This is a genomic window from Lentibacillus kapialis, from assembly GCF_014646635.1.
Taxonomy (GTDB): Bacteria; Bacillota; Bacilli; order Bacillales; family Amphibacillaceae; genus Lentibacillus; species Lentibacillus kapialis.
On the sequence record NZ_BMNQ01000063.1, the window covers coordinates 1 to 19,203 of the forward strand.

The window sequence follows — 19,203 nt, forward strand, 5'->3', positions numbered from 1 at the left end:
GTTCCTTTTTACCGTGTTTAAACATATGTAGCACCGCCCTGTGAAGAATTGTATAGTTACCTTTATTATAACGTAGTCTTGGTATATTTTGGACACTTTTTTACCCTTTTTGGGGGCTAACCATTAGTATATTTTATTATAATATAAATATTCAAAATATATAAAGGGTGTGCAGATAGTATGATTGTGAAGGATTACGGAAAGAAACTGTTTCTACTTTTACTGCTGGCAATCGTTCTTGTCATGCCATTTGCTGAGCAGGACCAATCAATTGTATCAGCATCCCAAGATACGGCAGAAAAATCGGATCAAATCGAAACAATTAAAACAAATTCTGAAGATCAAGATTTGGAGGACAAGCTTGATGCGATTCTGGAGCATGATAGTTTGGACGGTACAAGTGTGAGTGTCAGTGTCCGGAATGCTGAGAGTGGCGAGATTCTGTACGATTATAATGGTGATTTGCGCCTCCATCCGGCTTCAAACATGAAAATTTTGACCGGTGCAGCCGCCATGGAAACATTAGGTCCTGATTATCAATTCACCACTGAGGTACTCACGGACGGTCAAGTCAACGGAAAGGTGCTTCAGGGCGATTTATACTTAAAAGGAAAAGGTGATCCGACCTTGATGAAAGAGGACCTTGATCAGTTTGCGGCACAGCTGAAAGAAGAAGGGATCACGAATATTAAAGGCGATCTGATTGGCGATGACAGCTGGTATGACGATGTGCGTCTGTCGCAGGATTTGAACTGGTCAGATGAGCCATATTACACGGGTGCACAGGTTTCGGCTTTATCATTATCACCGAATAACGATTACGATGCGGGAACCGTCATTGTTGACGTATATCCATCAGATGAGGCCGGAAATGAAGCGGATGTCACGGTTACGCCAGCGACTGATTATGTCACGATTATTAATAACACGGAAACGGTTGCCGCCGGAGAAAGCAAAGATATCTCTATTCAGCGCCAGCACGGATCCAATGAAATTGTTGTCGAGGGAACGATTCCAGTTGACGGCACAAGGTCAAGGTCGTGGGTATCGGTTTGGGAGCCGACCGGATATGCGCTTGATGTCTTCAAAAAATCGCTCGGGGAACATGGTCTTAAATTCATCGGTAATAGTGGTGTGAAAACCGGTGTGACACCTGAGAATGCGACTGTTCTTGCCTCGAGGGACTCGATGCCGATTGAGGAACTGTATACCCGATTTATGAAGCTGAGTAATAACGGTCACGGCGAGATTCTGACGAAAGAAATGGCTAAAATGGTGAATGGTGAAGGAAGCTGGGATGAAGGACTTGATGTTATTGAGGATGTGGCAGAAAACTATGGCATTGACAACAACACCATCCTGTTCCGTGACGGCTCGGGCATGTCGCATAAAAATATGATCCCGTCAAATGAATTGTCGAAGTTTTTGACAGCCATAAAGGATGAAGACTGGTTCCCGGCATTTGAGGACTCCCTGCCTGTCGCAGGCGAGCCGGGGCGTTTTGTTGGCGGCACACTCAGATACCGGATGACTGAAGAACCGGCGCAAGGGAATGTTGTCGCCAAGACCGGTTCATTGACCGGCGTTTCAACACTTTCCGGCTATGTAGCATCACATGATGGCAAAGAACTGGTATTTTCCATCATGTTGAACAATTATCTGGGACGTTCGGATACAAAGATTGAGGACTCAATTGCCGCGACATTGGCCGGGCATGAGTTTTAGAACGGCAAAGGGGATCCGGATGCTCGGACGGCGCCCTTTATCACATAATAAAACCAACCTGTCAGGAGGTTGGTTTTAAGGGGGGAGATCACCGTTAATAACCCACTTCAATTGCAGCGTTTACAATATACATCAAATCATTCTCATCTTCTTTTTCATCCAGCATAATACCGCTTGACGTGGCCATTCCACCATCTGTTACATCGGTGGTGACTGAACCGTATGGGATGGTGCTTTTAACTTGTTCGATGTTCAGTTTGTCACGGTCGAGCGGAACGGCCAGACGGACATTCACCTGCATGTTCTCAAGCTTTCCGCCTGGAAGACTTTTCTCAATTCCAGGCATTGAATTGGAATAAATCGCATTTTCTACAGCACGGAGGGAAGCCTTTGTGATATTTTGACCATGAACGTCTATACCACTGCCTGTTTGGATGAAAAGAATTTGTTCCATGAAAGGTATGCTCCTTTTACTTCATATATTTGAATATGCATGTATAATACACTTCCCATGTGAATAAACCCTAAAACATCTGATAGATGGCATGATTTGAAAAAACGTGTATTTTGAATGAGAATGGGGGTGATTTCAGAAAGGGTGAAGCAATGAAAACTGAGATTAATGGAAGTACACTGGAGCTGATGACCGGAGACATTACGAAGGTGAAGACAGACGCAATTGTCAATGCTGCCAATGGAACGCTTATGGGCGGTGGTGGCGTTGACGGTGCCATTCACCGGGCAGCAGGCAAAAAATTATTGGAAGAATGTAAACAGGTGCGGGAGAAGCAGCTTAATGGTGAAAAATTGCCGACGGGCAAGGCTGTCATCACAGGGGGTTACCACTTGCCGGCAAAACATGTGATTCATACGGTCGGTCCGGTCTGGAATGAATGCGATGAGGATCAGGAAGAATTGCTCGCTGGTTGTTATGACCACTCTCTCAAGCTTGCAGCGGAAATTAACGCATCCAGTATTGCGTTCCCATCGATTTCAACAGGAGTGTACAGTTTTCCAATCGATCTTGCCGCCAAAATCGCCTTACAAACGATCACTGATTTTTTAATGACCTATGATTTTGGTAGAGTGATGATGGTGCTGTTTTCACAAAAGGATTACGAAATATACGCAGCTGCACTTAAAAGAAACGACCGGGCAATCGGTGAGTAATGTAATGCGCTTTAAGAAGCAAACAATGCTGTGAAAAATTCAAAATAACGTGGCGCTTTTGTCTGATAAATGATAAAATTTAATGAGAAGACACTAGAAGGAGAAAACCACGATGAAGCTTTGGATGCGGAAAATAGCAGTGGCACTGGTTGCGTTTGTCACGCTGGGTTTATATATCCCGCAATTTGATGCGGATGTTGAAGCAGAACAGAGTAAGGCGATAGATTCAGAAAAAGGGTCACCTGATGAGGCTGGCAGCGAAACAAGTGATCCGCCGATTTTGAAGGCAGAATTGCCTGATACGTATGCGGGCGTTTCGGATTCTGATCCGGTAGAGTATTTGCGGGATAAAGCGCGGGAACAAGCCATGATAAAGATGGGACCACGAATTACAACCAAAGTGGAAGACGAGTTTCAAACGGTTATTTTGCCGAAAATGGAAGAAGCGCTACATCGGATTCTGGACGAAAATGTAACGGATGAATTTCAATATTATAGTATCACCGAACAGCCCTCCGAGGGGTTTGGCGAGCGGATTTTTAATATTTATGATGAGCGGACAGGGCATGACCTTGCACGTTTTGATGTCAGGCGTGAGAAACGTCCCATGGAGGGCTACTGGTTTAATTTTCATTATCATATAAAGAATGACGGTTTTGAAGAACATCATGAAATTGGAGAAATTTACTGGGATAAAAATATTCCGCCGAAATGGATGGCATGATAAGGGGAGGCCCGGACTTGCACCGGGTTTTTTGTTTGTAACGTCAGAAAGTATAAAATATGAATGGCCTTATAAGAAAAGCTTCGTCATTCGCTATAAGACGAGGCGAATTGCCGAGTTTTTCTAATTTATCCCAACCTGATGGGCATCAGCAGGAGCCCGACTTCAATAGAGGGTTTCGCTTTATGATAATATAAGGTTGTGCAACGATGGGTTAGTCTGTATTAACGAACATAGGAGTTTACCATATGTCTGAAGAAAACATAACACGCATCCATCTGGGTGATAAAGAGTATATATTGATTGGAACGGCACATGTCTCCAAAAGTAGTGCTGAACAGGTCAAAGAAGTAATTGAGGCGGAACAGCCGGATGCTGTCTGCATAGAATTGGATGAGCAACGATACAAATCAGTGACTGAAGGAAATAAATGGCGTGATATGGATATTTTTCAGGTGATCAAAGAGAAAAAAGCCACCCTTTTGCTGATGAATCTGGCCATTTCCTCATTTCAGAAACGTATGGCGAAGCAGTTCGGCATTGATGCCGGCCAGGAAATGATTCAAGGAATTGAATCAGCAAAAGAAATCAATGCGGAACTGGTGCTGGCAGATCGTGATATCCAGATTACGTTTTCACGTATTTGGGGAAATCTTGGTTTCAAAGGGAAGGCCATGCTACTGCTGCAAGTCGTTGGCAGCATTTTCAGCCGTGAAACGATTTCGGAAGAAGAGCTGGAAAACCTTAAATCTAAAGATATGCTGGACAGCATGCTGGAGGAGTTTACCGAACATTTTCCACGGCTAAAAAAACCACTGATTGATGAGCGGGATCAGTATCTTTCTGAAAAAATCAGGCGATCGTCTGGTAGAAAAATTGTTGCTGTTCTTGGTGCTGCACATGTTCCCGGCATCACAAACGAAATCAAACAAGAGCATAACTTGGAACAGCTGAGCACCCGGCCGCCAAAGTCCAAGGTGCCCAAAATCATTGGATGGTCGATTCCGATTTTAATTATTTCCCTTATAGCGTATACGTTCTTTACAAACCCCTCGGCTGGATGGCAGCAAACAGTCAGCTGGGTGTTATGGAATGGCAGCTTGTCAGCAATTGGAACGGCTATTGCTTTAGGACATCCGCTTACGATATTGACGGCGTTTCTCGCTGCCCCTATATCATCATTAAATCCTCTGATTGCAGCAGGCTGGTTTGCCGGCATTGTCCAAGCAATTATCCGCAAACCGCATGTCAGCGATTTTGAGCAGCTATCCGATGATGTATACAGTGTGAAAGGGTTTTGGCACAATAAGGCAACAAGAGTTCTTCTGATAGTGGTACTGGCGAATATCGGAAGTTCGTTGGGTACGTTTATTGGCGGTGCCGATGTTATCAGGGTATTTCTGGATAATCTATAATATTGCAGAAGGGAGGTTTCCATGAAGCTGATTGCTGAGCAACCCTACGTTAAGGTGGAGCAAGAGATCGCGATTTCAGGCAAGTATTATGTTGAGGACCCTCGCTCTTTGTATTTATACAGTGATAAAATTGTGAGCCGCCATCATGAATTTCCAATTGAAAACGTCTGGGATATGTCCTATCGCCCTTTTGGCAAGGACGGTGGTTTGTTATATTTACACACGAGCAAGGGTGTTAACGTCTATACCGTCAAACAGTCACCGGAGCGTTTTATTGAAGCCTTCAAGGAAAATGTGAAACAACAGCGGTAAGAGGCTGGGACTAAACGTCAATTAAATCTAAAGACGAGCAATACACTGCTTTCCGGTTTAACAACCATCACCTTTTTATTTTGTATTACCGCTAGGAGTCTTGGACATAATTAAGATATTTTATACTAAAGACGAACGATATCCGTTTTAGCGGAGAAATATACGCAGACTTCTGCAGGAGGAAGGGCATAGGTGAGACCCCACAGTGCGAAGCACGAGGAGGATCACCAGCCGCCCTAAGGTGCGCGAAGTAGCATGCGGTTCCACAGTCCTGGTTCAATGAACAAGAGCCGATGCGCGGTGACATCCATCATTTGTTCACATGTGATCCTTCCTGTAATTCTTTTCGAAGCAACTATCCCTATCATGATTTTGCAGAATATACACCGGAAATGAATCAGATTGATGAAAATTGCGGAAAAGCGGAGGAGGAGCGATTTGAGCCGGAATATGGAAAGGGAATTGTCGCCAGGGCAATGCTGTACTTTTTGCTCCGATATCCGAATCAGGTTGAAGCGAAATTTTTGGAACAAATAGATACGGATCTTCTTCTGGAATGGCATGTAACGTTTCCACCTGATTTGTATGAGAAACACCGTAACCAGGCGATTTATGAGATTCAGGGGAATCGTAACCCATTTATAGACTTTCCGCAGCGCATGCTGAATGTTATGAAAGGAATCAGAGGATGAGACTTATTTTTCTCTTCAGTTGATATCTCCTCTGTCGATATCATCTCGCCTTTGCTTGGAAGTCACTGATTTTATGAAATAAGGCTTGAGGAGAACTGTCCTCAAGCTCTGTCATCATGATTGTCCTTCAATTTCACCCCGATGAATTTCATTTCGGTCATGCCATCAACGGCATATTTGACACCTTCTCGGCCGATACCGCTTTGTTTGACACCGCCGTAAGGGTGATTGTCCTGGCGGTAGGTGGAAATTTCATTGATCCAGACTCCGCCCATCTCCAGTCGGTCCGCCACCCGGAAGGCCCGGTCGACATCTTTGGTGAAGACACCTGCCTGCAATCCGTAAACTGAATCATTTGCGTAATCTATTACATCGTCTTCCGTATCAAACGGTATGACCGACACAATCGGTGCGAACACTTCATCCGCGATGATTTTCATATGGCTTTCAACATCGGTCATGATGGTCGGTTTGAGTACCGATCCATCCCGTTCACCGCCTGTTGCGATTTTGGCGCCATTTTCGACTGCGTCATCGATCCATTGTTTGGCTCGTTTGGCTTCCTCCACGCTGATCATCGGTCCGATATCGGTCTTTTCAAATGCCGGATCACCAATCCCCAGGTCTTCTGTCGCCTTGATGTATTCTTTCAGGAATTGATCATAGATTGACTTTTGCACATAAATACGTTGTGCTGAGATGCAAACTTGTCCGGAAAAGGCAAATGCACCTTTGACCAGCATGTTGGTGGCTTCATGGATGTTGCTGTCATCAAATATGATATTGGGTGAATTGGACCCCAGTTCCAGTGTGACTTTTTTAAAACCCGCCGATTTTCGTATCGATCGTCCGACCGGCAAACTTCCCGTAAATGATATTTTGTGCACTTTATCATGAGTGACCAGCTTTTCGCCGATTTCACCGGAGCCCATTAGCAGATTAAGAACACCATCAGGAAGGCCCCCTTCATGAAACAGTTTGGCTAGTTTATGAGCAGACACAGGTGTTTTTTCAGCAGGTTTAAATATAACGGTATTCCCCGCTGCGATGGCTGGTGCAATTTTGTGCAATGACAGGTTCAGCGGAAAATTGAACGGAGTGATGGCGGCAACGACCCCGAGCGGAATATGCTTAACTAAACCGAGGCGTCCGTCGCCATCAATCGCCGCATCCATTGGTACTACTTCGCCGCTGATATGTTTGGCTTCTTCGGATGCAAATCGGAGCACCTGAATGGCGCGCTGCACCTCCCCCCGACTGAAAAAGATCGGTTTGCCGGCTTCTTTCATAATGATTTCGGCAAAATCATCCGCCTGCTCCTCCATTAAGTCAGCTGTTTTACGCAGAATATCTGCCCGCTGATGTGCCGGCATATCTTTCATTGTATGATGGAAGGTATCGAATGCACTCGTGACAGCACGCTCAAATTCATCGTCTGATGCCAGTGCGATCTCTTCTACTTTTTCGCCATTGTATGGATTGACGACGTTCATGGAGTCCTTACTGGTGTTTATTTCTTTGCCGTTAATAATTGAGCCTATCATGACTAAATATCCTCCTATCTAACGTTCAGCAAATGATGTCACCAAGTTTTTCGGTCAATTGCATGTTTTCGCTGTAGTCAACCGGACAGTCGATGAAAACGGGCTGATCTGAAGTAGCGGCCTTTTCCAGCGCTGGTTTCAATTCTTCTGCTTTCGTAATGGTCATTACCTCAAAACCATACGAAGCAGCAAGCTGCCGGTAATCCGGGTTGCCAAATGTGATGTAAGATGCGCGGTCAAATTTCTTTAATTGGTGCCATTCGATTAGACCATAGCCATTATCACGCCACATCAGGACAATAATCGGCACCTCAAGCCGTTTGGCTGTCTCCAGTTCCGCTCCTGTCATCTGAAACGAGCCATCGCCGCACACGGCAACAACATTACGATCCGGATGCACCATTTTAGCGGCAATGGCACTTGGTACTGCAACACCCATGGATGCAAGCCCATTTGAAATAAGGCATGTATTCGGATGATAGGTATGATACATACGGGCCATCCACATTTTATGGGCACCGACATCCGAGATGGCAATCGCTTCCTCGTCTAAAACATTGCGCAAATCAGAAATGATTTTTTGCGGTTTTACCGGGAAGTGCGTATCTTTCTGAAAAGACCCCAATTCATCGAGTGCCTGCTTTCGAACATTAGACACCCACGTAATATCTCGTTTCGTGGACCTGATGCCTTTGCTTAACTGCTGGAGGTTTGCCTGGATATCACCAAGAATATTGAATGTTACCGGATAATTGGCATCGGTTTCAGCTTCTTCGGTGTCAATGTGAATGATCGGTGTGTTGCTCCGGTTCCAGTTTTTCGGCGGATACTCCGCAATATCAAATCCGACGGTAATGATTAAATCAGCCTCGTTAAAACCGCACGTGATATAGTCATTACCGCCGATGCCGGCCGTCAGAAGGCTCAAGTCATTCTTCCAGGAAATGGCTCCTTTACCCATGAATGAATGGACAACAGGGATGTGCGCTTTCTTAACAAATGTCCGGAATTCGTCGGTGGCTTGTTGCCGGCTGATGCCATTGCCGGCTAAAATAAGCGGGTGTTCAGCTTTTTCAATCATGCTCACAGCTTGTTCTAGAATGTTTGCGACGGCTTCTGTATGGGGGCGTTCATTAGGCTTGAGCGGTGTCGTCTCCTCAATATCTATGCCGGCAATGTCTTCCGGCAAATCAATGTGGGTGGCCCCCCACTTCTCCTGCCCTGCCACTTGAAACGCTTTGCGGACGACTTCCGGCGTGATTTTGGCCGACTTAATCTGTGCATTCCACTTGGTCACCGGTTCATACATATTAATCAGGTCATAATACTGATGTGAAGTTTTATGCTGGCGGTCAAGCCCAGCTTGGCCGGTGATGGCCACAAGCGGTGCATGATCCATATTGGCATTGGCGACACCGGTCATCAGGTTCGTGGCTCCGGGTCCAAGTGTAGCCAGACAGACGCCGGGGGTACCGGTGAGCCTCCCGTATGTCGCCGCCATAAAGGCGGCACTTGTTTCGTGCCGGGTGACAATAAACTCAATATCAGAGTCATAAAAAGCATCCATCAGATCAATATTTTCTTCTCCGGGTACACCAAAGACATAGTCAACGCCTTCCTGCTCGAGGCATTTGACAAGCAATTCTGCCACATTCATTGCCATCATCCTTTATAAGATTTCTTGTGTTAGCTTTTGCCAAATGTCACGAATTATGAGTACAAAACCACTCATCTTAAAGAAAACCCCTGCATAGGCTATATAAAGTCTATTAGATAGAAGGTTATGGTCAGGTAAAGGCGGGAGAAAACCAGTTATGGAGGGAAGCAAATGGATATACTCAATAAAGTCAGGGATCACCGTGAGGAAGAACAACGCCTAAAATGGGAAGGGACTTTTGCCGAGTACCTTGAGATTGTAAAAAAACGTCCGGAAGTAGCGCAGACAGCTCATTCACGTGTTTATAATATGATAAAAAGTTCCGGGTTAACGGAGAAAGATGGCCGGAAGATGTACGATTTTTTCGGTGAAGAGATTTTTGGGTTAGAGGGAGCAATCGAAAAGCTGGTCGAGGAATATTTTCATCCAGCGGCAAAAAGGCTCGATGTAAGAAAACGCATATTACTGCTGATGGGCCCGGTCAGCGGCGGGAAGTCCACAATTGTAACGATGCTTAAACGCGGGCTTGAGCAATACTCACGTACAGATGAAGGTGCGGTGTATGCGATTAAAGGCTGTCCGATGCACGAAGATCCGCTGCATCTGATTCCGCAGCACTTACGTGACGATTTTTATGACGAATATGGCATCCGTATCGAAGGGAGTCTGTCACCGCTTAATGCGATGCGTCTGGAAAAGGAATATGACGGCCGGATTGAAGATGTGATGGTGGAGCGTATCTTTTTGTCAGAGGATAAGCGAATCGGCGTCGGAACGTTCAGTCCGTCTGATCCTAAATCACAGGATATTGCTGATTTAACAGGCAGTATCGACTTTTCCACGATTGCCCGATATGGTTCAGAATCCGATCCGCGTGCTTACCGGTTTGACGGGGAACTTAACAAGGCAAACCGTGGAATGATGGAATTCCAGGAAATGCTAAAGTGTGACGAAAAGTTTCTTTGGCACCTCTTATCACTCACGCAGGAAGGGAACTTTAAGGCCGGCAGGTTCGCCCTTATAAGCGCTGATGAGTTGATTGTTGCGCATACCAACGAAGCGGAATATCGATCATTCATTGCCAACCAGAAGAATGAAGCATTGCAGTCACGGATCATTGTTATGCCAATTCCGTACAATTTGAAAGTGACGGAAGAAGAGCGTATTTATCAAAAGATGATTAATGAAAGTGATATGTCACATGTGCATATTGCCCCACATGCACTGAGAGTGGCTGCAATCTTTTCGATTATGACCCGGCTTGAAGAGTCGAAAAAGCAAAGTGTTGATCTTGTGAAGAAAATGCGTCTTTATGACGGTGACAGTGTTGAAGGCTATAATCAGGTGGATGTTGATGAACTTCGGAAGGAATACCCCGATGAAGGGATGCGCGGGATTGATCCCCGTTATGTCATTAACCGGATTTCCTCAACGATCATCCGTAAAGAAGTGTCGTCGATTAATGCCCTAGATGTGCTGCGGTCCCTGAAAGATGGACTTGAGCAGCATCCGTCGATATCCGATGAAGATAAGGAACGCTATTTGAATTATATTGCCGTTGCCAGACGGGAATACGATGAGATTGCAAAGAAAGAAGTGCAAAAAGCATTTGTGTACTCGTATGAAGAATCTGCCAAAACACTGCTGGATAATTATCTTGATAATGTTGAGGCGTACTGTAATAAAACGAAGCTTCATGACCCGCTGACCGGTGAGGAAATGAATCCGGATGAGAAACTGATGCGCTCGATTGAAGAACAGATCGGTATCTCGGAAAATGCGAAAAAAGCATTCAGGGAGGAAATTCTGATCCGCATTTCCGCTTATGCGCGCAAAGGGAAGCGCTTTGAATACAATTCACATGAACGCTTGCGGGAAGCGATCCAGAAAAAGCTATTTGCCGATTTGAAAGATGTTGTTAAGATTACGACATCATCCCAGACGCCGGATGAATCACAACTTAAGAAAATTAATGAAGTGATTGCCCGTCTGATAGATGAGTATGGCTACAATTCCGTTTCGGCGAATGAGTTGCTGCGGTATGTAGGCAGCCTGCTGAACCGGTAAATAATGGTGAAAAAATAACAAGACTGATCATTATCAGCTCTTGTTATTTTTTCAACATTGCGGTTTTTTGACAGGTATGAATAACTTGTTTGATGAGAGCTGCATAGACTAAATAAAAGCATGAGGAGGGGAACACGTGCAGGAAGAAAATAAAAGTTTCACTGTCTCGAAGGAAGATTGGTCCCTCCACCGCAAAGGCTATCAGGATCAGAAGCGTCATATGGATAAAGTAAAAGATGCGATCCGAAATAATTTACCTGATCTCATCAGTGAAGAAAATATTATCATGTCAAATGGCCGGGATATCATCAAAATCCCCATCCGTTCACTTGATGAGTACAAAATTCGTTACAATTATAACAAATCAAAACATGTCGGGCAGGGCGACGGTGACAGCGAAGTAGGCGATGTCATCGCGCGTGACCCGAACGGTGGAGATAAGGGCAAAAGCGGATCCGGTAAAGGGAAGAAAGCAGGCGATGCACCAGGCAACGATTATTATGAAGCGGAAGTGTCAATGGCAGAATTGGAGGAAGCATTATTTAAAGAGCTCGAGCTGCCTGATTTGAAGCAGAAGGAAGAAGCGGAAGTCACCACCGAAAAGGTCGAATTTAATGATGTACGCAAAAAAGGACTGATGGGCAATGTTGATAAAAAACGGACGATTTTGACTGCGCTTAAACGCAATGCGATCGAAGGCGAACCGCAAATCACCCCTATTTATAATGATGACCTGCGCTTTAAGACGTGGAACGATGTCGTGAATCCGGAATCAAAGGCTGTCATACTTGCCATGATGGATACGAGTGCATCGATGGGAAATTTCGAAAAATATTTGGCCAGAAGTTTCTTTTTCTGGATGATGCGATTCTTGCGTTCGAAATATGAACATGTTGAAATTGCCTTTATCGCCCATCATACTGAAGCAAAGGTCGTCTCTGAAGAAGCATTCTTTTCAAGAGGTGAAAGCGGCGGAACGATTTGTTCATCTGCCTATGACAAAGCATTGGAATTGATTTCAGATGAATACCCGCCGTCCCGTTACAATATTTATCCATTTCATTTCTCCGACGGGGAAAACATCACATCAGATAATCCAAGATGCATCAATCTTGTTAATGACATTATGGATGTTTCCAATATGTTTGGTTACGCCGAAGTGAACATGTATAATCGTCAGTCAACACTGATGCGCGCATACCGGGAATTTGAAAATCCAAAATTCCGCCATTATATATTAAAAAGTAAGGAAGACGTTTATCATGCATTAAGATCGTTTTTCCGGCAAAAAACAGCTACTGTGTAACCTCCGCAACCTGCGGGGGTTCTTTTTTGGCTATCTATAGCGATTTTTAATGAATCTGCAGCGATTCCAACTCAAACTATAGCGGTTTCACGTGAAACTACAGCGAAAGTGACTGTGTCTACAGCGATTTCGTCAACTAACATTCAGTTGGAAAGCGTTTCATTGAATGAAGTATAGCTCACTCCTTCTCAATCTTATACACACCGCGGGAGGTGCTCAGTAAAAGCTGTTGTCCATCAAACTCATACAGTGTATTGTCTTCGAGTGGAATTTCATAAACAGATGATGGCAGCGACTGAGTATTGCTGGCATCGGTTTTGATTGTGCCCATCCCATTGAGCAGTAGCGCATGCATCGGCTCATAATTGTCAAGTCGTCGTGTGTTGCGCGCATAAGATATATCTTGGAGCGTCATCAGCGTTTCATCCAAATCATCGAGTTCATGTTTGGAAATTTTAATGCTCTCGCCGTTCCACTGCTGCAGTATATCATTAAACGCTTCAACCGTTAAAAATTGCACTCCCATAATCATCCCTCCTGCTTATAGATTGAGCACAATCAGGATAATCATTCAGGATAAAAGCGTGGTAATTTTCACACCCTTTAGTCAGAAGTTGGGATTAGAAGAACTCGGCATTCGCCTCATCTCATAGCGAATGCCGACGTTTTTCTTATAAGGTCATCCATCATTCATACTTTCTGACGTTATTAAAAAAACTGCCTCGTTTCTGAGACAGTTCTTCGTTTAAATTATGCCTTGTGCGCTCATCGCATCGGCAATTTTGATGAAGCCTGCGATGTTGGCACCCGCCACAAGATTCCCTGGGGAGCCGTAATCTGACGCTGCTTGCATACTGTTTTGATAAATGTTTTTCATAATGTCCTTCAGTTTTTCATCGACCTCTTCAAATGTCCACATGAGTTTGCTGCCGTTCTGTGCCATCTCCAACGATGATACGGCAACTCCGCCGGCATTTGCTGCTTTTGCCGGGGCAAAGTGGATATCGTTATCAAGGAACAGGTTGATGGCTTCCTGTGTTGATGGCATATTGGCTCCTTCACCAACTGCCTGGACACCATTATCAACTAATGTTTTGGCGGTTGCTTCGTCAATTTCATTTTGAGTTGCGCATGGTAGCGCGATATCACATGGAATCGACCAGATATTTGAACAATCATCAAGATACTGGGCGTTCGGGTATTTAGTGATATATTCGCTGATGCGTTCGTCGCCTGATTCTTTGAGTTCTTTCACGGTATTAAGGTCAATGCCATTTTCATCGTAAATGCAGCCATTTGAATCACTGCACGCTACGACCTTGGCACCAAATTCGGCTGCTTTTTCCATTGCATAAATGGATACGTTGCCCGATCCTGACACAATGACCGTTTTATCTTCAAAGCCAATACCTTTGTCCTGTAACATTTCACGGACAAAATATACTAATCCATAACCGGTCGCTTCTGTGCGTGCCAGGCTTCCCCCATATTCGAGCCCTTTACCGGTTAGTACTCCTGCTTCAAAAGCCCCGCGTAATTTTTTGTACTGGCCGAACATGTAGCCAATCTCCCTGGCGTTGACGCCGATATCTCCGGCTGGAACGTCGGTATCCGGACCAATATGATTATACAGTTCAGTCATGAAACTTTGGCAAAACCGCATAATTTCTAAATCTGTTTTGCCTTTTGGATCAAAATCCGATCCACCTTTCCCGCCGCCAATCGGTTGTCCGGTAAGGGAATTTTTGAAGGTTTGTTCAAATCCTAAAAATTTTATGATGCTTTCATTAACGGTTGTGTGAAAGCGTAAACCCCCTTTATACGGGCCAAGTGCACTATTGAATTGCACACGATAGCCGCGATTAATTTGTACGTCTCCCTCATCATCCACCCAGGAAACGCGGAATGAAATGATCTTTTCCGGTTCCACAAGTCTTTCAAGTATGCAGGATTTCATGTATTGTGGGTGATGGGCTAATACTGGAACGAGGGAGTTAACTACTTCTCTAACAGCCTGCAGAAATTCAACTTCATGAGGATTGCGTAGTTTAGTGATGTGATTTAAGAAATTGGCATAGTTATTGGCTACTGTAAATTCGTCTGGTTTTAAAGTTGATTCTTTTGTACTCATTGGTCATCCCCTTTTTAGTGAAAAATTTTAAACTTACGGATAAAAAGTAACGTAATAATATTATTTTACATGAAAAAATCTTTGAACACAACATTTTACTGAATATTCCTAATGGATCGACTACTTGTAAGCGCTTTAAAGCAAGTATCATCTCCGTTTTGATTTTTGTGACAATTTTATGACTTTGTGAACATCCCAATTAATCGATCTATCTTTTTTTACCGGTCAAAATTTTAATCCCCGGATCATACACTATAAAAAGACCACATTGGAAGGATGATCACGTTGACGGAGAGACAGATGTTGAACCGGGCGATTGATGAAATCACTGAAATAGCGACTGGATTTGGACTTGATTTTTATCCGATGCGGTATGAAATATGCCCTGCTGATATTATTTACACATTTGGAGCATATGGCATGCCGACACGGTTTTCTCATTGGAGTTTCGGCAAGCAGTTCCATAAGATGAAGCTGCATTATGATCTCGGTCTGAGTCAGATTTATGAGCTCGTTATCAATTCCAATCCATGCTATGCCTTTTTGCTTGATACCAATAGTCTTATCCAAAACAAGCTGATTATTGCACACGTACTTGCACATTGTGATTTTTTCAAAAATAATATGCGTTTTGGGAATACGCGTCGCGATATGGTGGAAAGTATGACGGCAACAGCTGAACGGGTTGAAAGTTATGAGATGATCTACGGCCGTGATGAAGTGGAACGTTTTCTTGATGCGGTTCTGTCGATTCAGGAACATATCGACCCATCGCTTATTCAGGGGAGTTGGTCTGAGGATACAGAAGATGACATGGGGAATAAGCAGGGCAGATCCGGGGTGAAAACGCCATATGATGATTTGTGGGGATTGGACGATTCAAAAGATGACAGCAAGCCTAAGCTGGTTAAAAAGCACCATAAAAAATTTCCGATGCGTCCGAAAAAAGATCTCCTGCTGTTCATTGAAGAGCACAGTCGTGAGCTAACAGACTGGCAGCGCGATATTCTAACGATGATGCGTGAAGAAATGCTTTATTTCTGGCCGCAGCTGGAAACGAAAATCATGAATGAAGGCTGGGCGTCGTATTGGCATCAGCGGATTTTAAGGGAAATGGATCTCTCACCCGAAGAAGCAGTCGAGTTCGCATCACTGAATGCAAGTGTTGTACAGCCTTCAAAGCAGCAGATCAATCCTTATTATCTCGGACTGAAAATCTACGAGGATATTGAAGAGCGTTTTAACAATCCAAGCGAAAAAATGCAGAAGCTGGGGGTTGAATCTAACTCAGGAAGAGAGAAAATCTTTGAAGTCCGGGAAATTGAATCAGATCAATCATTCATTCGAAATTATTTAACCAAAGAATTGGTCAACCGGGAAGATATGTATTTGTTTGAGAAGCAAGGGAGCGATTATACGATTACTGATAAAGATTATGAAAATGTGCGCGATCAGCTTGTTTCGCAGCGTGTGAATGGTGGGTTTCCCTATATTACCGTGGAAAACGGCGATTATCTGCGGAATGGCGAATTATATCTGGTACACGGCTATGAAGGTATCGAGCTCGATCTGCATTACCTGGAGAATGTCCTGCCGTATATTTATCAATTGTGGGGGCGAAAAGTTCACCTGGAGACAATGGTAGAAGATAAGCAGGTTTTATTCACATATAATGGTGACAGCGTGCACCGGAAAGTATTGTAAGGCTGGGTCGATTGTCCCGTATCCATCCGCAATTGCATAGACTGTTAGCAACATGCAATAAGGGATGTGATGACGTGGGGCTTTTTATCAACCATAACGAACACCCCAAAGTTTTTAAAAATAATGGCGAAATCCTTGAACCGAATCAAGGTTATTTTCACAGAGATAACTTCGCTGACATGATTAATGAGCAGAAAAAAATCAATCAATCATTAACGAGCGCATTCCAAGAGATCAAAGCGCTTTATCACCATCAGCAACATGTCAACGCGAGTAAATGGAAAAATGTTGGTGATCAATTGCAAGCGCTAAATGACCGCAAACGAGAACATGAAGCGTTTGAACGTCAGGCGATGGAATGGCTGGCAAAACTGGATCGGAACAATCAGCAGCTCCAGCATATTCTCGAGAACGAAGACACGATGACAAAGGAAGTAGCCGGCGGGATTGCATCATTGAATGAATCCAGCCGTGGCATTGTGGAGCGTCTGGCAGCATATGAAGTGGCCAATCAGGAGATGGCACAACAAATGAAAGAGCTTGCTGACATGAATAGAAAAATGTCTGACCAGGTCGCCGATCAGGATAAAGTACAAAAAGACATGTCCGACCGGCTGGAAAATCAGGAGGCTCTAATGGAAAAAGTCCACAGGCAAATCAGTGAATTCCGGACTATCCTATTTGAACGAAGCAGCTATCTTGCTGAAAAAATCGAGGACAGCTACAATCTGACGTCCTCTTACTTCTATAAACTGGTAAGCGGATCCGACAAACCGCTGACTCTTTACATGGGTCAACGGAAATCCGGCAGTGAGCAGCGGCGGGATTGAGCAAACAATGACCACGTCGCTGCGTGCTGTCTGTTTAAGCATGTGGCAACACAAGAAGGCTCATCAGCCGTCTCCGGAAAGCATAGTGTTTTTCAACAACGGTATGGGTTACAAAGCCGCAAACAGCAGGTAATGTGGAAAAGTAACCTGATTTTTTTATTTTAAAAGAGGAAATGAAAGATAAATGTCGAATCATTAATTAAGGTCAATTAAAGTTCTCGCTTTTTGCCCTGAAATTCTCCTCGAAAGGAAATGGTGTCATGAAAGAAAACAGAACAACTGAAAAAGTGGTGGCATTTGCACAATCACAGTCCAGTGTCAAAGCATTCCGGCATGATTACCCCGTTTCAGATGAGTTGAAAGAGGATTTACTCCTGAAAGTCTACAAAGATTTTACGCATTATATCATCAATCATTATTATACTTTGTACCGGGAAGAACTGAGTGTATTTATTGATGACCATCATCCGAGGAAAGAAAAATGGCAATCACTGGAAAGCAATCTGTTTTGGTGGAAATTAATGCATGATTCGAATGAAGCCGAGGTCACGTTCACCGATGACTATATTGAAGATAACCGCCACACGCTGAACAAAAAGCCGCTCGTTGCATCATGGCTGAAGGAATGGGATAAGGCGGTACCAAAATTTTATTATATCGGTTATAAATATAATGACCGCGTCCTCGTCGTCGTTGATATGCTGACAAATGAGACGCTGGATGTCATCGTGTATGCTCCAACAGCAGCTACGCCAAAAAAAGGTGAAATTGTTATGGGCACACTGATTCCAATTGGTGATGCGTTATATTTCCCGATTATTGATTTTTACCATTTTGATGCAGAGGCCAGTAAACAATTGGCACCCCTCATTATCCACAATTATGACAAGCACTCAGAAGCCTCAAGGTATGAAGCGTTTATCCATGTATTGTCTGTTGCACTGCAAATCGAGCGTATCATTTTCCTGGAAAACCACCAGAATACAACCTTTACAACCTTTACAACCTCTTAAGTGATAAATCTTCAGAACGTCTTCAGTATAATGATCCTGTCCACGTTTTTCTAAAATTTGATACCCAAATAATTGGTTCTTATCCTTCATACAGATCTCTCGTCCGTGTTAGAGCGCAGCATTTTTGGTAAACTGAAAAAAGCATGAAACGTAACGAAGAAGGATGAACGCCAATGAACATCACAATCATCGCCGTTGGAAAACTAAAAGAAAAATACTTGAAACAGGGTATTGAGGAATATATGAAGCGACTTGGGGCCTATGCGAAGGTTCAAATCAGGGAGGTTGCCGATGAAAAATCACCTGAAAATATGAGTCATGCCGAAAATAAGCAAGTAAAAAGAAAAGAAGGCGAGCGTATTCTATCCAATATCAGTAGGGACACCTATGTCATCACACTGGAGATAGACGGGAAAATGCTTACTTCGGAACAATTTGCCGCCAAAATGGATGAACTCGCGACCTATGGCACAAGCAAAATCGCTTTCATCATCGGCGGCTCGGTTGGCATTAGTAAGGACGTTCAAAAACGCAGTGATCTGGCACTGTCGTTTTCCAGGATGACGTTTCCACATCAAATGATGCGAATGATTTTGCTGGAGCAGATTTACCGGGCTTTCAGGATTATGAGGGCAGAACCGTATCATAAATAACAGGACTGTAACTTAAAACATTTAACCTGAATTATTCATAGAAACACATTCTGCAACTAATGAAGGTCAAAATTAAAATTCAGGAGCTTTTTTATCAATCCTCTTTGTAAATTTCCTTTTCATTTTGATAAGAACCCTATAAAATACAGTTTATTCCATATTTGGAGCTGAAAAAGGACATACGTATCCCGTTGAAGGAAACGCATTTTTAAATTTTTCTTGAGCCTGCCTAAAATCGGCTAACACAGCATTGGAAGCTG

Annotated in this window: 16 protein-coding genes and 1 pseudogene; 12 read left to right on the forward strand and 5 right to left on the reverse strand. The window is 43.9% G+C overall.

Annotated features, from left to right (window positions below):
- Positions 1–180 precede the first annotated feature (180 nt).
- A complete protein-coding gene (gene dacB, locus IEW67_RS15290) occupies positions 181–1,725 on the forward strand; it encodes a D-alanyl-D-alanine carboxypeptidase/D-alanyl-D-alanine endopeptidase (protein WP_188633956.1) in 1,545 nt (514 codons plus the stop codon).
- 94 nt (positions 1,726–1,819) lie between these two features.
- On the opposite strand, the gene IEW67_RS15295 is transcribed toward dacB, so the two are convergent.
- Positions 1,820–2,179: a Lin0512 family protein gene (locus IEW67_RS15295; protein WP_188633957.1), complete on the reverse strand. Its 360-nt coding sequence runs from the start codon at positions 2,177–2,179 to the stop codon at positions 1,820–1,822.
- Between the two features lie 152 nt (positions 2,180–2,331).
- Here IEW67_RS15295 and IEW67_RS15300 point away from each other — a divergent pair, with 152 nt between their 5' ends.
- The 5 genes and pseudogenes from IEW67_RS15300 to IEW67_RS15320 all read left to right on the forward strand — a co-directional run.
- Positions 2,332–2,895 carry an O-acetyl-ADP-ribose deacetylase gene (locus IEW67_RS15300; protein WP_188633958.1) on the forward strand — a complete coding sequence of 188 codons (564 nt, stop codon included), beginning with the start codon at positions 2,332–2,334 and terminating at the stop codon, positions 2,893–2,895.
- Between the two features lie 112 nt (positions 2,896–3,007).
- Positions 3,008–3,619 carry a YpjP family protein gene (locus IEW67_RS15305; RefSeq protein WP_188633959.1) on the forward strand — a complete coding sequence of 204 codons (612 nt, stop codon included), beginning with the start codon at positions 3,008–3,010 and terminating at the stop codon, positions 3,617–3,619.
- A 248-nt stretch (positions 3,620–3,867) separates the two neighbouring features.
- Positions 3,868–5,034, forward strand: coding sequence for a TraB/GumN family protein (locus IEW67_RS15310; RefSeq protein WP_188633960.1), 1,167 nt, complete (start codon positions 3,868–3,870; stop codon positions 5,032–5,034).
- A gap of 21 nt (positions 5,035–5,055) precedes the next feature.
- Positions 5,056–5,346 carry a hypothetical protein gene (locus IEW67_RS15315; RefSeq protein ID WP_188633961.1) on the forward strand — a complete coding sequence of 97 codons (291 nt, stop codon included), beginning with the start codon at positions 5,056–5,058 and terminating at the stop codon, positions 5,344–5,346.
- Positions 5,347–5,600: 254 nt separating this feature from the next.
- Positions 5,601–6,038, forward strand: a pseudogene (locus IEW67_RS15320) (endonuclease I family protein); the annotation flags it as partial.
- A gap of 101 nt (positions 6,039–6,139) precedes the next feature.
- On the opposite strand, the gene IEW67_RS15325 reads toward IEW67_RS15320, so the two are convergent.
- The gene (locus tag IEW67_RS15325) at positions 6,140–7,582 is read right to left on the reverse strand and encodes an aldehyde dehydrogenase family protein (protein ID WP_188633962.1); all 1,443 of its coding nucleotides are present in this window, start codon (positions 7,580–7,582) and stop codon (positions 6,140–6,142) included.
- Positions 7,583–7,607: 25 nt separating this feature from the next.
- The gene (locus IEW67_RS15330; protein WP_188633963.1) at positions 7,608–9,239 is read right to left on the reverse strand and encodes an acetolactate synthase large subunit; all 1,632 of its coding nucleotides are present in this window, start codon (positions 9,237–9,239) and stop codon (positions 7,608–7,610) included.
- A gap of 171 nt (positions 9,240–9,410) precedes the next feature.
- Here IEW67_RS15330 and IEW67_RS15335 point away from each other — a divergent pair, with 171 nt between their 5' ends.
- Entirely contained in the window at positions 9,411–11,306 is a 1,896-nt protein-coding gene (locus IEW67_RS15335; protein WP_188633964.1) for a PrkA family serine protein kinase, read from the forward strand.
- A 136-nt stretch (positions 11,307–11,442) separates the two neighbouring features.
- Entirely contained in the window at positions 11,443–12,612 is a 1,170-nt protein-coding gene (yhbH, locus tag IEW67_RS15340) for a sporulation protein YhbH (protein WP_188633965.1), read from the forward strand.
- A 178-nt stretch (positions 12,613–12,790) separates the two neighbouring features.
- On the opposite strand, the gene ymzB is transcribed toward yhbH, so the two are convergent.
- Together ymzB and gdhA are read right to left on the reverse strand one after the other, a co-directional pair.
- Positions 12,791–13,138 carry a protein YmzB gene (ymzB, locus tag IEW67_RS15345; RefSeq protein WP_188633966.1) on the reverse strand — a complete coding sequence of 116 codons (348 nt, stop codon included), beginning with the start codon at positions 13,136–13,138 and terminating at the stop codon, positions 12,791–12,793.
- Positions 13,139–13,357: 219 nt separating this feature from the next.
- The gene (gdhA, locus tag IEW67_RS15350; RefSeq protein ID WP_188633967.1) at positions 13,358–14,743 is read right to left on the reverse strand and encodes an NADP-specific glutamate dehydrogenase; all 1,386 of its coding nucleotides are present in this window, start codon (positions 14,741–14,743) and stop codon (positions 13,358–13,360) included.
- A gap of 300 nt (positions 14,744–15,043) precedes the next feature.
- On the opposite strand from gdhA, the gene IEW67_RS15355 reads away from it, so the two are divergent.
- The 4 genes from IEW67_RS15355 (at position 15,044) to rlmH (ending at position 18,943) form a co-directional block, all read left to right on the forward strand.
- Positions 15,044–16,447, forward strand: coding sequence for a SpoVR family protein (locus IEW67_RS15355; RefSeq protein ID WP_373288569.1), 1,404 nt, complete (start codon positions 15,044–15,046; stop codon positions 16,445–16,447).
- 74 nt (positions 16,448–16,521) lie between these two features.
- Positions 16,522–17,277, forward strand: a complete 756-nt coding sequence (locus IEW67_RS15360; protein WP_188633969.1) for a hypothetical protein — start codon at positions 16,522–16,524, stop codon at positions 17,275–17,277.
- A 260-nt stretch (positions 17,278–17,537) separates the two neighbouring features.
- Positions 17,538–18,290, forward strand: coding sequence for a hypothetical protein (locus IEW67_RS15365; RefSeq protein ID WP_188633970.1), 753 nt, complete (start codon positions 17,538–17,540; stop codon positions 18,288–18,290).
- Between the two features lie 173 nt (positions 18,291–18,463).
- Positions 18,464–18,943: a 23S rRNA (pseudouridine(1915)-N(3))-methyltransferase RlmH gene (gene rlmH / locus IEW67_RS15370; RefSeq protein WP_188633971.1), complete on the forward strand. Its 480-nt coding sequence runs from the start codon at positions 18,464–18,466 to the stop codon at positions 18,941–18,943.
- The last annotated feature ends 260 nt before the right edge of the window (positions 18,944–19,203 follow it).

What these genes read in the sequence shown, in the direction of transcription:
- IEW67_RS15295 (WP_188633957.1), bottom strand. Translation starts at nt 2,179, where the DNA reads ATGGAACAAATTCTTTTCATCCAAACAGGCAGTGGTATAGACGTTCAT.
- IEW67_RS15300 (WP_188633958.1), top strand. Translation starts at nt 2,332, where the DNA reads ATGAAAACTGAGATTAATGGAAGTACACTGGAGCTGATGACCGGAGAC.
- rlmH (WP_188633971.1), top strand. Translation starts at nt 18,464, where the DNA reads ATGAACATCACAATCATCGCCGTTGGAAAACTAAAAGAAAAATACTTG.
- IEW67_RS15365 (WP_188633970.1), top strand. Translation starts at nt 17,538, where the DNA reads ATGAAAGAAAACAGAACAACTGAAAAAGTGGTGGCATTTGCACAATCA.
- gdhA (WP_188633967.1), bottom strand. Translation starts at nt 14,743, where the DNA reads ATGAGTACAAAAGAATCAACTTTAAAACCAGACGAATTTACAGTAGCC.
- IEW67_RS15325 (WP_188633962.1), bottom strand. Translation starts at nt 7,582, where the DNA reads ATGATAGGCTCAATTATTAACGGCAAAGAAATAAACACCAGTAAGGAC.
- IEW67_RS15305 (WP_188633959.1), top strand. Translation starts at nt 3,008, where the DNA reads ATGAAGCTTTGGATGCGGAAAATAGCAGTGGCACTGGTTGCGTTTGTC.
- IEW67_RS15335 (WP_188633964.1), top strand. Translation starts at nt 9,411, where the DNA reads ATGGATATACTCAATAAAGTCAGGGATCACCGTGAGGAAGAACAACGC.
- IEW67_RS15355 (WP_373288569.1), top strand. Translation starts at nt 15,044, where the DNA reads ATGTTGAACCGGGCGATTGATGAAATCACTGAAATAGCGACTGGATTT.
- dacB (WP_188633956.1), top strand. Translation starts at nt 181, where the DNA reads ATGATTGTGAAGGATTACGGAAAGAAACTGTTTCTACTTTTACTGCTG.
- IEW67_RS15330 (WP_188633963.1), bottom strand. Translation starts at nt 9,239, where the DNA reads ATGAATGTGGCAGAATTGCTTGTCAAATGCCTCGAGCAGGAAGGCGTT.
- IEW67_RS15310 (WP_188633960.1), top strand. Translation starts at nt 3,868, where the DNA reads ATGTCTGAAGAAAACATAACACGCATCCATCTGGGTGATAAAGAGTAT.
- ymzB (WP_188633966.1), bottom strand. Translation starts at nt 13,138, where the DNA reads ATGGGAGTGCAATTTTTAACGGTTGAAGCGTTTAATGATATACTGCAG.
- IEW67_RS15315 (WP_188633961.1), top strand. Translation starts at nt 5,056, where the DNA reads ATGAAGCTGATTGCTGAGCAACCCTACGTTAAGGTGGAGCAAGAGATC.